This window comes from Nitrincola nitratireducens (genome assembly GCF_000585235.1).
In the GTDB taxonomy this organism is placed as follows: domain Bacteria; phylum Pseudomonadota; class Gammaproteobacteria; order Pseudomonadales; family Balneatricaceae; genus Nitrincola; species Nitrincola alkalisediminis.
The window spans coordinates 99,345-112,662 of record NZ_AONB01000008.1; the positions used below are offsets into that span (position 1 = coordinate 99,345).

A 13,318-nucleotide genomic window follows, 5' to 3' on the forward strand; every position below is an offset into this window, starting at 1 on the left:
GTGACAAGTCATTCTAAAGTTGTTGAGATCTATACCGACGGTGCTTGCAAAGGCAATCCAGGTCCTGGTGGTTGGGGAGCTTTGTTGCGTTATGCAGGAAAAGAAAAGGAGCTGTACGGTGGGGCAACGAACACGACGAATAATCGTATGGAAATGATGGCAGCCGTTGAAGCGTTGGGTCTCCTGAAGCGCCCCTGTAAGGTCATTCTTACGACGGATTCAGAGTATCTGCGTAAGGGGGTGACGGAGTGGTTAAAAGGCTGGAAAAAAAATGGTTGGAAAACCGCTTCAAAACAACCTGTGAAGAATGCAGATTTATGGCAGGCATTAGATGAGGTGATTCAGCAGCATGAGATCGATTGGCGCTGGGTTAAAGGGCATAGCGGCCATGCTGAAAATGAACGAGCGGATCAGTTAGCCAATCGTGGTGTTGAAGAGTTCGGGCAGTCAAGTTAAAAGGTAGTCAAATGCGTCAAGTTATTCTGGATACTGAAACGACCGGTATAGACCCTGCGCAAGGGCACAATATTATTGAAATAGGTTGTGTAGAGCTGGTTAAGCGTCGTCTAACCCATAATCACTATCATCAATATATACGTCCGGATCGAGAGGTTGAGGCTGAAGCGATTGCCGTGCATGGAATTAAGAATGAATTCCTTGCGGATAAGCCCTCTTTTAAACTCATTGCAGATGAGTTTATAGAGTACGTTCGCGGGGCTGAGCTGATTATTCACAATGCAGCGTTCGATATTGGCTTTTTGGACACAGAGTTGGCCCGCAATGGCTATGATTTTAAAATCCAAGATATCTGCCCCAAAATCACCGATACATTGCTGGTGGCTCGGAAAAAATTCCCAGGTCAGAAAAATAGCTTAGATGCGTTGTGTCGGCGCTATGGAATTGAGCATTTTGATCGAGAGTTGCACGGCGCACTGTTAGACTCGAAGATCTTGGCCGAAGTCTATCTCATGCTGACGGGTGGGCAAACGGCTTTGCAGTTGGGCAGTGATTTGGATAATTCGGATGAGGTTGGCGCTGTCATTAAGCCTGTGGTTCAAGGTGCAGCGTTGCCCGTTATCCAGTCAACACCAGACGAAATCGAAGCCCATGAAAAAATGTTAGCCTTGTTGGATAAAAAATCAGGTGGGATTTGTCTTTGGAAGCAATTGGAGGGAGTTAATGCAGATGGATGACGTACGAACGGCTTTATCAAATGCGGCCACAGAAGAAGAGTTTTCAGTCATTTCGCGCCAAGTACAGCTGGAGCGTTGGAATCGAAACGCGTCCTTCTGTTCTTTATGTTCAGCTGTCTTGCAGCCTCACGCAGACGAAGAAATAGCGAAAGTATGCTCTGGTTGTGGTCATGTGCATTACCCGCCCATTTCGCCCTGCATTATTGTGTTAGTCACGCGAGGCGAATATTGTCTTTTAGCACATGCTGCAAAGTTTAATGCAAAGCGCTACAGCACCTTGGCAGGCTTTATTGAGCCCGGCGAGACGGCTGAACAGGCTGTAGTGCGAGAAGTGAAAGAGGAGGTCGGTGTTAATGTCTGCAATATTCGGTATATGGGCAGTCAATCTTGGCCTTTCCCACATTCGCTGATGTTGGGATTTTTTGCCGATTATGAGTCGGGAGAAATAGTCCCTGATGGCGTTGAAATACTCGAAGCCGATTGGTTTCATCGCAATGCCTTGCCGGACATTCCTGCACCCGTGTCAATATCCAGACGTTTAATTGACACGTTCGTTGCAGGGAAAACGTCCTTTAGCGATTAAACAGTTTTCCAAGTCGAGTGGCTAGCATCACGTTGCCTTCCGCTCTGAGTTGGCCTTTCATAAACGCACTCATGCCGTCTTGCTCACCGCTAATGACGCGAAGAAAGGTTTCTTCGTTGGTAATTATCGTAATATCAGGGTCTTCATGCTGGCCAAGGTGACTGGTGCAGGATTGGTCTTTAATCGCCAAGTAAAACGCCTCGGCATCATCAAAGTTAAACTGAAAAACGGCATTTAAGTCAGACGCTTGCTCGGGTTGAAATTTCTGAGGCAGCTTTATCCGAACCTTTTCAAGTGTAATATTCTGAGTCATTTGTAACATCCTGCGATCCAAAAACAATCCAATATGGTACATTACCCCGCCGGGAAAACGAACCCGTGCATATTGATACGTAAAAGCGGAGAGCAGCGTGATAGATTTCCTGACAGAGTATGGTTTGTTTTTAGCCAAAACCTTAACCTTGGTATTAGCGCTGGTGCTGATTGTCGCAGGCATTGCGGCGGTTGCGTCTAGGCGTAAACAGCTCCAACACGAAGGGCATATTGAAGTTCGAAGCCTGAATGAAAAGTATGAAGACATGCTTCATGCGATGGAAGATGCAGTTCTTGATGAGTTGGTTATCAAGCAAAAAATTAAGGCTGAGCGAAAAAAAGAAAAAGCTGAGCTCAAAGAGCGAAAAAAGGCAGCCAAGTTAGGTGAGTTGGATGAAGACGAGGGCAAAAAAGTATTTGTTCTTGATTTTGATGGTGATATTGCGGCATCCGATGTCGATAAGCTGCGTGAAGAAATTACGGCCATTCTGTGCATTGCTCGTCCTGAAGATGAGGTGGTGTTGCGTTTAGAAAGTGCAGGCGGGATGGTGCATGCCTATGGTTTAGCATCTTCGCAGTTAGAAAGGTTGCGTAGAAAAAATATCCCATTGACCATCTGTGTTGATAAAGTGGCAGCCAGTGGTGGCTATATGATGGCTTGTATTGCGAATAAACTCCTTGCCGCTCCTTTTGCGGTGGTTGGCTCCATCGGGGTTGTCGCTCAGTTGCCCAATTTTCATCGACTTTTGCAAAAGAATGAAATTGATTACGAAATTCTAACCGCTGGAGAATACAAGCGAACGCTGACCATGTTTGGTGAAAATACAGATAAAGGTCGCGAAAAGTTTGTAGAAGAGTTAGAAGAGACGCATACCTTATTTAAAGACTTTGTTGTTGAGTATCGCCCAGAGTTGGATATGTCGGTGGTTGCAACAGGTGAAATTTGGTATGGGTGTCAAGCGGTTAAGCAAAAGTTGGTGGATGATCTGATGACCAGTGATGAGTACTTAGTAGAACAGGCACAGGAAGCCGATGTCTATGAAGTTCGTTACGAAGAGAAAAAGGGTCTGCAGGATCGTATAGGTGAGATGGCCGTCAATTCGTCAGATTCTCTGATGATGCGTTGGTGGCAGCGGCTCAATAATAGACATTTTTTTACACGTTAATCACCACGGCTGACAAAGAGTTGATAATCAGTATAATAGCCTTATACATAGTTTCAAACGCTGGTTCATGGAATGGATACACAGGAGATAGTTTATGAAACGTCGTTCTGATACGGCATTGAAAATCATATTGGCAGCGGAAGCCCTCTTTGCAGAGCAGGGCTTTACTGAGACTACGATGCGTCAGATTACAGCGGCTGCAGATGTAAATTTAGCAGCCGTTAATTATCATTTTCGGTCGAAACAGGGCTTGGTTAATGCCGTGTGTGAACGTTTGATGGAGCCGCTGTGTCAAGAAATAGAGTCGGCCCTAGATGATCGTTTGGCCAGCTCAAATCGCATTGATCTTGGTGATTTGATCGAAATACTGATGCGCGCCTTGTTGAATATTAGCCAAATTAATACGCATTCGCTGGCTGTGTTTATGCGGATGCTTGAATTGGCCTACATGAAAAATCAAGAAGAGTTGCGTGAGTTTTTTAAGCTGGAATATTCTCATCGTCTTGAAGCGTTTCTTCGGTATTTACGCATAGATTCTGCACCGATGGAGGATAGCGAGTTTTTCTGGCGCTTGCACTTTATGTTAGGTTCGGTGGTCTTTACGCTGTCTAACTATCATATGTTACTGACGTTAGAAAAAGAAAGTCTCAAAAACAACGCTGAAATTGAGCGTGTTTTGCATCGTTTGGTGCCCGTTTTAACAGCGGGTATGCAAGCACGGCCTGAAACTGAGCTTTTTTCACGTGTATAATGACGCATATTGAAATATCGATCCCTGCCCAAACCTTGACGTTGAAAACACAGGATGGTGTTCAGCAGTATCCCGTTTCTACAGCACTGCGTGGTGTTGGGCAGCAGATGAATACAGGCTGTACGCCTAGAGGTCGGCATTATATACGTGCAAAAATAGGTGCCGAGTTACCGCTAAATGCGGTGCTGGTGGGTCGACGCCCTACGGGTGAGATCTATTCTCCTGCCTTAGCAGCAGAGTTTCCAAACAGAGATTGGATTCTAACGCGGATTCTATGGCTGTGCGGTTTAGAAAAAGGTCTTAATCGTTTGGGGTCGGTTGATACTCAGCGCCGTTACATATACATCCATGGCACACCGGACTCTGAACCTATGGGAGTTCCACGTTCGCATGGCTGTATCCGCATGCGAAATGAAGATTTAGTCGACGTGTTTGAAAAAATTCAGGTGGGTTGCCTGGTTGATATTATCGCGAATGAGTAAAAAAGAATGGCGTTAGGAACACTTATGCTTGATCTGGTCGGAACAGAGTTGTCGGCCAAAGAAGCGTCTTTACTACAAAACCCGCGTGTGGGTGGCTTGATCCTTTTCAGTCGTAATTATGTGAATCCAGATCAGCTTAAGCAACTTATTGCGTCTATAAGAGCGGTTGCACCGAATATTATTATTGCCGTTGATCAAGAAGGGGGGAGGGTTCAGCGGTTCAAAGAAGGCTTTACGCGTTTGCCCGCCATGTCTGCCCTCGGAAAACTCTATGACACATCTCCCGATGAGGCGATTCATGCGGCCCATGAGCTGGGCTGGCTGATGGCGCTAGAGTTAAGAGCGTTTGACGTAGATATCAGTTTTGCCCCCGTATTGGATTTAGACTGGCAACAAAGTTCTGTTATTGGTGATCGTGCTTTTTCGAGTTCAGCTGAGCGGGTCGCATTGCTAAGCGGTGCGTTTTTAAAGGGTATGCACGAAGCTGGCATGGCCGCTACAGGTAAGCATTTCCCAGGTCATGGCTGGGTCCAAGCCGATTCGCATTTAGAGCTTCCCTATGACGAGCGTTTGGAGTCTGCTATTCGTCAAGATGACTTACAGCCTTTCGCGCGTTTGATTGAGGAGGGGCTGGATGCAATCATGCCGGCACATGTGGTGTACAGCCAAGTGGATACGGCTCCGGCAGGCTTTTCCAGCTATTGGCTTAAGGACGTTTTACGCCAGGAGCTGGGCTTTGATGGGGTCATTTTTAGTGATGACCTCACGATGGAGGGCGCCAGTATCGCGGGTGATTATGCATTGCGTTGCCAGAAAGCCTTGGCGGCGGGATGTGATATGGTATTGGTCTGTAACCAGCCGGAGGCTGCCTTGCAGGTTTTAGAGTATCTAGGCACTTTACCTGAGTTGGATAATCCGCGTATCGCTAAAATGCGCGGCAATCCCTGTGTAAATCGGGACTCCCTTCGAGAGGATGCCGCCAGAGCCATTGCTGCCAAGCTTTGTCAGTAACAGCCAGTCACATTAATTTTGCTCGTTGAGTTTCTACGGTACTGAGATATGCAGCCCTTATCACGCGAAGTTGCGCGAGAAAAGTCCAAGTGGCTAAAAAGCCTCTTGGGTGAGGACAAAATCTGGTTGAAGCTGAGTGTGCTGGCTGGTTTAGTCGCTGGACTCATGCTGATTTTGCAAGCACATTTACTCGCACGTGCAGTTGATGCAACTCTGTTCCATGATGCGAGTGTCATGGATCTTACACCGCTTTTGATCGGTGTTTTTGCAGCATTGTTGATTCGAGGCGTCATGGTGATGCTGCGAGAGTGGGGGGGCAGAAAGCGTCGTCTGGCGTTAGGACGCGCTTGCGTGTTGCGTTATTAAGTCGGCTTGCCGAATTGGGACCGTCCTATACACGTAATCAGCGTGCTGGTGAAATCAGTAGTCTTGTCATTGAGCAGACAGAAGCCTTGGATGCTTTTATCGCCCGCTACCTTCCACAAATGTCCCTAGCGGCGTTGCTGCCTCTGGTTATTCTCGCATTTGTGTTTCCAATTAATTGGGTTGCAGGGTTGGTGTTTCTGTGTACAGCACCTTTAATTCCCTTGGCCATGGCGCTGGTTGGTATGAAAGCAGCTGATGCCAATCGTCGAAATTTCAAAGCCTTAGCGCTCTTAAGTTCGTATTTCTTAGATGTTGTTCAGGGGTTGATAACCCTAAAGCTTTTTTCGAAAAGCCGTGAGCAAACGCATATCATCGGTAAAAATGCTGAAGAGTTTCGTATTCGAACGATGCAGGTACTGCGGCTTGCTTTTTTATCATCGGCCGTTTTAGAGTTTTTTGCATCTGTCTCAATTGCTATTTTGGCTGTCTATCTCGGTTTCAGTTTTTTGGGATTGATCGAGGTGGGTTCTTGGTCGGGAGGGGTGACCCTTTACCATGCCTTGTTTATATTGATTTTAGCGCCTGAATTCTACCTTCCATTGAAAGAATTGGGCACGCACTATCATGCAAAACAAGAGGCGATTGCGGCAGCCGAGCGTTTAATGGATATTTTCGATGAGCTGGATCGAGCCGAGACAGGCGGTGATCAAGAGCCGCCTACCGGAGCGCCGACAGTTCATTTATCCAATATTGGTTTTAGCTACGCAGCACATTTGCCCCCTGTATTGCGAAATCTTAACTTAACGCTGAACTCAGGTGAGTGTGTGGCGCTGGTGGGTCCTAGTGGTGTTGGTAAATCAAGCTTGCTGAGTGTGTTGGCAGGTTTTGACCGTCCTCAGGAGGGGGCAGTCTTGATTGAGGGGATTCCATTATCAGCACTTAAGCGTTCATCTTGGATGAAACGAATCGCCTTGGTCAGTCAGCATACGACCTTATTTCCTGGCAGTATTCGTGACAATTTGCTCATGGCGCGTCCTGATGCTACTGATGCACAGTTGGATAGGGCCTGTGAGCAAGCGGCATTGACAGACGTGATTGTGCAGCTTCCAAAAGGGTTGGATACTCCTGTTGGTGAAGCGGGTCTTGGGTTTTCGGGTGGACAGATACAGCGTCTTTCGTTGGCAAGAGCGTTTTTAAAAGATGCGCCGATTGTATTGTTGGATGAGCCGACGGCGAGCCTTGATGCAGAAAATGAGCAGAAAGTATTGGAGAGCCTAACGCTTCTATGCAAAGGCAGAACAACTTTGTTGGTCACACACCGTCCCGCTTCGATGGCCATTGCAGATCGAGTCTATCGTTTAGTTGACGGCCGCTGCGAAGCGGTCGGCGATGTGAAGATGGCTAAGGGGGAAATATGAAGTCTTTGTTACCCTTTGTTCGCCTAATGAAGTCTCACTTAGGCTGGGTGGTGCTAGGCAGTACCTTGGGGTTATTGACGCTGTTATCCAGCATAGGTCTCTTGGCGCTGTCGGGTTGGTTTATTGCCGCTGCAGCATTAGCGGGCGTCTCTCTGGCAAGTGCGCAGGCGTTTAATTATTTAACCCCGGGAGCAGGCGTTCGTGCCTTTGCAATGGTTCGAACCGTCGGGCGATATTTCGAACGAATTGCGACGCATGAAGCAACATTTCGGTTGTTGGCTCAATTGCGGGTTTGGTTCTATCAGCACTTAGAGCCGCTGAATCCTGCGCGATTGAAACACTATCGCTCCTCAGATTTGTTAAACCGCATTATTTCGGATATCAATTCGCTCGATAATTTGTATTTGAGAGTGATATCGCCGACGTTGATTGCCGTGATCACATCTATCTTGGTTGCAGGTTTTCTGGCGTGGGTGTCACCGATGCTAGGATTGTTGTTGCTAATCTGTTTGTGCGTAGCCGGGTTTTTGATTCCGTGGCTGGGCTACCGTTTGGCGTCGGGCGTGGGTGAAGCTCAGGTTTCCGCTACCTCTCAGTTACGTCAACGCGCCATTACCTATGTTCAGGGAATGAGTGAGTTGCATGTCTACTCGGCGCTTGATTCTGAACACGCGAAGTTTGTTCAGGAGCAAAAGACGTTAACGGATGCACAATTGCGGATGAGTTTAATTTCGGGTTTGACCTCTGGAATGATGGCTTGGGTGGCAGGGATAGCGACGCTCTTGGCGTTGATCGTAGCCGTCAATATGGTGCAAGCCGAAGTGTTAGCACCAGCATGGTTAGCGTTAATTATGTTTTGCGTATTAGCCAGCTTTGAAGCTGTGGCTCCTTTACCGGTTGCGTATCAGTTTTTAGGTAAAACCCGTGCATCGGCTGCTAACTTGCTTGAAATTGCTGAGCAAACCTCTGATATTCACTTTCCTGATGGGTCTGTAGAAGTTGTTCACCCTGGAGTCGTTTCGTTTAAACGCGTTAACTTTGCCTATGCCGAGCGCAGGGTGCTTGACGACTTTAATATGAATGTTGAAGCCGGAGAGCGAGTGGCAATTATGGGGCATACGGGCAGTGGAAAAAGCTCGTTAATCAATATATTGGCACGCTTTTGGGAGGTTCAGGCCGGTGAGGTTGAGGTTGGCGGTGTTAATCTTCGTGCCTACCCTGAGTCACAGTTGCGGGATCAGTTCTCCGTCTTGTCCCAGCCTGTGCAATTGTTTGCGGGCAGTGTTCGCGATAACTTGCGGTTATCAGGTGAGGATGTGAGCGATGAGGACATGTTAGATGTTCTGGAGCGCTTGGGGTTACTGGATATGCTAGGCTCAGAGGGTTTGCAGCGTGAAGTCGGAGAAGGGGGCAGTAAATTGTCAGGAGGGCAGCGTAAGCGGTTAGGAATCGCGAGAGCCTTGCTGCGCAATGCGCCTATTCTGATTTTGGATGAGCCCACTGAAGGGTTGGATGAGGCAACTGAAAAGCAAGTGTTGGAGGTTGTTTTGACCTATCGCCCCACACAAACACTCCTGATGATCACGCATCACGACCTGTTTTTAGATAGATTTGATCAAGTTGTGCGAATTGGACCTCAGTGAGTTAGGAGAACAGCAATGTCATTAGACGCCTCAAATGATCTACGTGTGACCCTCGTTCAGTGTGATTTACGCTGGGAAGATCCAGCTACCAATTGCGCACATATTGATAGGCTGTTGGGCGACTTAGGAGGTGAGCAGACGGATTTGATCGTTTTGCCTGAAATGTTTGCCACAGGTTTTACCATGAATTCACAGCAAATGGCGGAGGATTGGGGGAGCAGCCCTGTCGTGGATTGGATGGTGTTGCAGGCAAAAAAACGTAGGTGTGTTGTCACTGGAAGTGTCGCAATTAAAGACAAGGGGGAGTGCTATAACCGTTTGGTTTGGGCGCTGCCCTCCGGTGATGTGCAGGTGTACGATAAGCGCCACCTTTTTAGAATGGCGGGCGAGCATCTGCGCTATGCGATGGGGCAGGAAAGGGTCATTGTTGAAATTAAAGGCTTCAAGGTACTCTTGAGTGTTTGTTATGACTTACGTTTCCCTGTTTGGATGAGACAGCAGCCGGACGCAGAGGCCACAACGGAGTATGATGCGATCGTCTGTGTTGCCAATTGGCCTGCGCCTCGACGCACGCCTTGGCGAGTGTTGTTGCGAGCGCGTGCCGTTGAAAACCTGGCCTATGTTGTAGGTGTGAATCGGGTGGGAGAAGACGCGAAAGGCAACCAATACTCAGGCGACTCTCTGTGTGTTGATTTTAAAGGGGATCTCGTGTGCGATTACCCAGAAAATACTGCGTTTATTGAAACCTGTACTTTGTCTTACAGTGCCTTAACGTCCTTTCGTGAAGCCTTTCCTGCTTGGCAGGATGCCGATCAATTCTCGCTCAATTAAAGGCTAAGAAGCGTGTTCAGCATCACACTATCGATTGCTGAACACGTCGTTTTTAACGTCTGCCTCAATTCCTGTCAGGAGTCAGGTGCTTAAATGCTCAATGAGTGCCTCTAGGTGCTTAAAGCGCTCCTCCACAGAGTTCATTGGTAATGTGAAACGCAGACCTGATGAACCGTCTAATTTAAAGACCTTGGGTTGACGTTGAATCATGCTGATTAACTTCATTGGCTCAACCTTGGGCTCCGCGTCAAATTCAATCTTGCCACCTTTTGCGCTTGCTTCAAGTTTTATGATGCCCAGTTTTTCGGCATGTAATTTGAGTTCAGTTTGACGAATCAGGTGCTTAGTGGGTTCTGGGAGAAGTCCAAAACGGTCGATCATTTCGACTTGTATTTCACGAAGCTGATTCGCGTCTTTAGCGTTTGAAATTCGCTTGTAAAGCATCAAGCGGTTATGCACATCAGGCAAGTAGTCATCGGGAATAATGGCGGATAGGTTCAGGTTGACTTCACAGCCGTATCGAAGTGGTTTATCCATGTTTGGTGTTTTGCCCTCACGGATCATTTGCACCGCTTGCTCAAGCATTTCCATATACAGACCAAAGCCTATTGTTTGCATTTGACCGCTTTGTTCTTCCCCAAGCAGCTCCCCTGCGCCTCTGATTTCAAGATCATGTGTTGCAAGGGTAAAGCCTGCACCTAACGTAGAGGCTTCACTGATGGCTTCTAAGCGCTTTTTGGCATCTTCTGTCATATTGCGTGGGTCTGGCGTCATCAAATAAGCATACGCTTGGTGATGCGAGCGACCGACGCGTCCTCGAAGTTGATGCAATTGTGCTAAGCCAAACTTATCGGCTCGCTCGATGATAATGGTATTGGCATTAGGAATGTCGATACCCGTTTCAATGATGGTGGTGCACACCAGCAAGTTAAACCGTTTGTGATAAAAATCACTCATCACTTGCTCAAGTTCACGCTCACGCATTTGACCATGCCCAATGGCCACTCGCGCCTCTGGAACCATTGCATCCAGTTCAGCGGCCACTTTTTCAATTGTCTTCACTTCGTTGTGCAGATAGTAAACCTGTCCACCTCTAAGCAGTTCACGCAAAATAGCTTCTTTCAGAAGTGCTGGATCTGATTGGCGGACAAATGTTTTAACAGAGAGGCGGCGTGCAGGCGGCGTTGCAATGATTGACAGATCACGCATGCCTGACATCGCCATATTGAGTGTTCTTGGAATGGGCGTTGCTGTGAGTGTCAGAATGTCGACTTCTGCACGCAATGCCTTTATTTTCTCTTTTTGTTGAACACCAAAGCGGTGCTCTTCATCGATGATGAGTAGGCCTAGATTTTTAAAATGTAAGCTCCCCTGAATTAGCTTATGAGTGCCAATCAGGATATCGACTTGCCCCTCGGCTAATTGTTTAGCGATCAAAGTTTGCTGTTTCGCGCTGCGAAAGCGTGAAATCAATTCGATATTAACTGGCCAGTCGGCAAAGCGATCACAGAAATTATCGTAGTGCTGCTGTGCCAAGAGGGTAGTGGGTACTAAAACCGCAACTTGTTTGCCAGATTGAGCCGCAATGAATGCAGCGCGCATAGCCACTTCTGTTTTTCCGAAACCGACGTCGCCACACACCAAACGATCCATTGGTTTGGCGGCGCGCATGTCTCGAATAACGGCCTCAATCGCATTGAACTGATCCGGTGTTTCCTCAAAAGGGAAGGTGGCCGCAAAGCGAGCATAATCCTTTTCTGGAAACTCGAACGAAAAGCCTTCACGCGCGTCTCGTCGTGCGTAAATATCCAGTAGTTCCGCTGCCGTGTCTCGAACCTTTTCTGCGGCTTTTTGACGAGCCTTGCTCCACTGCTCAGTGCCCAAGCGGTGCAGAGGAGCGACGTCATCACTGGCGCCTGTGTAGCGGCTAATCAGTTGCAGTGAGGAGACGGGGACATAGAGCTTCGCTTCATTGGCATATTCTAGCGTTAGAAACTCGTTGATTTGACCCTCAACTGAAATGCTTTGAAGCCCCCGATAGCGTCCGACACCGTGATCGATATGCACAACAGGAGCACCCTCAGTCAACTCAGACAGGTGGCGTATCGCCTGGTCGGATTGATCTTTTTCACGTTGGCGACGGCGTCGCTGAAAAATTTGACGGCCAAAAAGCTGGGTTTCGGTGACTAAATGCAGGACGTTTGGGATTGAAATGCCACGATCAAGCGGAAAAACCGTGAGTCCTAAGGGAGCAGGAGCGGCACAAAATGCATCCCAAGATTCAAATTCCTTGGCCTTCAGTTGGCTGCGGCGCAACAGCTCCGATAGAGCTTCTCTTCGGCCAGCCGATTCCGCGCACAAGAGAATTGGGGTTGAATCCCGCTGTATTAATTCAATGAGCTTTTCAAGGGGGGACTCGCTGCCATGCACAGAGGTTAAGTCAACTGGTGCAATACAAGGCAAGTTGTCGCGCCCGGGTTTAAGGGTTTCCGCCGCTTCTTGAATGCGAATACGTGGGTAGTTATTTAGCGTACTAAACAAATCATCCGGTAGTAAATACAGCTCTTGCGGAGAGTGGAGTGGACGACGAGTGTCGTAAGCACGCTCCTCATAGCGCACATCAATTTCGCGTTTGAAATTCTGAGCGGCTTCAAATACACCGGTTTCTTCAACAATCAGAGTCGTTGCGGGCAGGTAGTTAAACAGCGTTGCCAGGGTGTCGAAGAATAAGGGTAAATAGTATTCGATGCCTGCAGGTGTTACACCATCCGATACATCTCTATATACAGGGCAAAGGTTAAAGTCTACATCAAATCGTTCGCGCCAACGTTGCTTAAACTGACGTATTGAATCGGTATTAAATGGAAACTCTTTTGCTGGTAGTAATCGGATGCGGTCTATGTGCTCGATGGAACGTTGCGAGTCGGGTTCAAAGGTTCGAAGGGTATCTATGTCATCATCTAATAATTCGATGCGGAAGGGGGTGTCGCTGCCCATGGGAAAAATATCAATAATAGCACCACGAACCGCAAACTCACCGTGTTCGTATACGGTATTGACCGCCTGATAGCCTGCTGCAATGAGTTGGTGACGAAGTCGTTCAGGGTCCAGTTGCTGTTTTTTTTCAAGGTGGAGACTGTGGCCGGTAATGAAGTTTTCAGGCGCAATACGTTGCATTAGGGTGGAAATGGGGACGATCAAAATGCCCCGTTTTAAGCTGGGTAGGCGATAAAGCGTTTCGATTCTCTGAGAAATAATGTCTTGATGGGGTGAAAAATTATCGTAGGGAAGTGTTTCCCAATCAGGAAAGAATAAAATATTTTCAGATGTGCCAGAAAAAAATTCCGTTTCTTGACGAATACGAAGGGCCATCTCATTATCGCGGCAGATCATCAGAATAGGCCCCTGAGTGTGCCTAGACGAGAGTTGTTGCAGGAGCAGTCCTGTGCTGCTGCCACAGACTTGTCCAAGCCGCTTTAAATCGCCTGCTTTGTGAGGCAAGGGATGAGAAAAGGTTGCCAGCAAAATCGATCTCCTTAAAAAGAGTAAAACTAAACTTGCC

The 13,318-nt window shown here is 47.7% G+C and carries 13 protein-coding genes; 11 read left to right on the forward strand and 2 right to left on the reverse strand.

The window, feature by feature from the left end; all coding sequences use genetic code 11:
* The 3 genes from rnhA to nudC are packed head-to-tail and all read left to right on the forward strand — an operon-like array spanning window position 1 to window position 1,776.
* Window positions 1–456: a ribonuclease HI gene (gene rnhA / locus D791_RS09010; RefSeq protein WP_036510514.1), complete on the forward strand. Its 456-nt coding sequence runs from the start codon at window positions 1–3 to the stop codon at window positions 454–456.
* An 11-nt stretch (window positions 457–467) separates the two neighbouring features.
* The gene (gene dnaQ, locus D791_RS09015) at window positions 468–1,193 is read left to right on the forward strand and encodes a DNA polymerase III subunit epsilon (RefSeq protein ID WP_036510517.1); all 726 of its coding nucleotides are present in this window, start codon (window positions 468–470) and stop codon (window positions 1,191–1,193) included.
* Complete coding sequence (gene nudC / locus D791_RS09020; RefSeq protein WP_157682294.1) at window positions 1,186–1,776, forward strand: NAD(+) diphosphatase; 591 nt, start codon at window positions 1,186–1,188, stop codon at window positions 1,774–1,776. Before dnaQ ends, nudC begins: the two co-directional genes overlap by 8 nt.
* On the opposite strand, the gene D791_RS09025 is transcribed toward nudC, so the two are convergent.
* Window positions 1,766–2,089, reverse strand: a complete 324-nt coding sequence (locus D791_RS09025) for an SCP2 sterol-binding domain-containing protein (protein WP_089503620.1) — start codon at window positions 2,087–2,089, stop codon at window positions 1,766–1,768. The two genes, nudC and D791_RS09025, sit on opposite strands and share 11 nt — an antisense overlap.
* A gap of 97 nt (window positions 2,090–2,186) precedes the next feature.
* Between D791_RS09025 and sohB the strand changes: the two genes are divergently transcribed.
* From sohB to D791_RS09060, 8 genes are all read left to right on the forward strand, one after another.
* The gene (gene sohB / locus D791_RS09030; protein ID WP_202806842.1) at window positions 2,187–3,254 is read left to right on the forward strand and encodes a protease SohB; all 1,068 of its coding nucleotides are present in this window, start codon (window positions 2,187–2,189) and stop codon (window positions 3,252–3,254) included.
* A gap of 94 nt (window positions 3,255–3,348) precedes the next feature.
* Window positions 3,349–4,005, forward strand: coding sequence for a TetR/AcrR family transcriptional regulator (locus D791_RS09035; RefSeq protein WP_036510519.1), 657 nt, complete (start codon window positions 3,349–3,351; stop codon window positions 4,003–4,005).
* Window positions 4,005–4,487 (forward strand): L,D-transpeptidase, encoded by a 483-nt coding sequence (locus D791_RS09040; RefSeq protein WP_036510522.1) that lies wholly within the window; start codon window positions 4,005–4,007, stop codon window positions 4,485–4,487. Before D791_RS09035 ends, D791_RS09040 begins: the two co-directional genes overlap by 1 nt.
* A 24-nt stretch (window positions 4,488–4,511) precedes the next feature.
* Entirely contained in the window at window positions 4,512–5,498 is a 987-nt protein-coding gene (gene nagZ / locus D791_RS09045) for a beta-N-acetylhexosaminidase (protein WP_081763802.1), read from the forward strand.
* 48 nt (window positions 5,499–5,546) lie between these two features.
* Window positions 5,547–5,864, forward strand: coding sequence for a hypothetical protein (locus D791_RS18905; protein WP_051514370.1), 318 nt, complete (start codon window positions 5,547–5,549; stop codon window positions 5,862–5,864).
* Window positions 5,846–7,282 carry a thiol reductant ABC exporter subunit CydD gene (gene cydD / locus D791_RS09050; protein WP_051514371.1) on the forward strand — a complete coding sequence of 479 codons (1,437 nt, stop codon included), beginning with the start codon at window positions 5,846–5,848 and terminating at the stop codon, window positions 7,280–7,282. Before D791_RS18905 ends, cydD begins: the two co-directional genes overlap by 19 nt.
* The gene (cydC, locus tag D791_RS09055; RefSeq protein WP_051514372.1) at window positions 7,279–8,925 is read left to right on the forward strand and encodes a thiol reductant ABC exporter subunit CydC; all 1,647 of its coding nucleotides are present in this window, start codon (window positions 7,279–7,281) and stop codon (window positions 8,923–8,925) included. Before cydD ends, cydC begins: the two co-directional genes overlap by 4 nt.
* A gap of 15 nt (window positions 8,926–8,940) precedes the next feature.
* Window positions 8,941–9,756, forward strand: a complete 816-nt coding sequence (locus D791_RS09060) for an amidohydrolase (RefSeq protein ID WP_036510527.1) — start codon at window positions 8,941–8,943, stop codon at window positions 9,754–9,756.
* Window positions 9,757–9,837: 81 nt separating this feature from the next.
* On the opposite strand, the gene mfd is transcribed toward D791_RS09060, so the two are convergent.
* A complete protein-coding gene (mfd, locus tag D791_RS09065) occupies window positions 9,838–13,278 on the reverse strand; it encodes a transcription-repair coupling factor (RefSeq protein ID WP_081763803.1) in 3,441 nt (1,146 codons plus the stop codon).
* Window positions 13,279–13,318: the final 40 nt, after the last annotated feature.

Bases quoted from the DNA above. Each gene is read 5' to 3' on its own strand.
- D791_RS18905 (WP_051514370.1), top strand. From the start codon at position 5,547: ATGCAGCCCTTATCACGCGAAGTTGCGCGAGAAAAGTCCAAGTGGCTA.
- nagZ (WP_081763802.1), top strand. From the start codon at position 4,512: ATGCTTGATCTGGTCGGAACAGAGTTGTCGGCCAAAGAAGCGTCTTTA.
- D791_RS09025 (WP_089503620.1), bottom strand. From the start codon at position 2,089: ATGACTCAGAATATTACACTTGAAAAGGTTCGGATAAAGCTGCCTCAG.
- D791_RS09060 (WP_036510527.1), top strand. From the start codon at position 8,941: ATGTCATTAGACGCCTCAAATGATCTACGTGTGACCCTCGTTCAGTGT.
- D791_RS09040 (WP_036510522.1), top strand. From the start codon at position 4,005: ATGACGCATATTGAAATATCGATCCCTGCCCAAACCTTGACGTTGAAA.
- dnaQ (WP_036510517.1), top strand. From the start codon at position 468: ATGCGTCAAGTTATTCTGGATACTGAAACGACCGGTATAGACCCTGCG.
- cydC (WP_051514372.1), top strand. From the start codon at position 7,279: ATGAAGTCTTTGTTACCCTTTGTTCGCCTAATGAAGTCTCACTTAGGC.
- D791_RS09035 (WP_036510519.1), top strand. From the start codon at position 3,349: ATGAAACGTCGTTCTGATACGGCATTGAAAATCATATTGGCAGCGGAA.
- nudC (WP_157682294.1), top strand. From the start codon at position 1,186: ATGGATGACGTACGAACGGCTTTATCAAATGCGGCCACAGAAGAAGAG.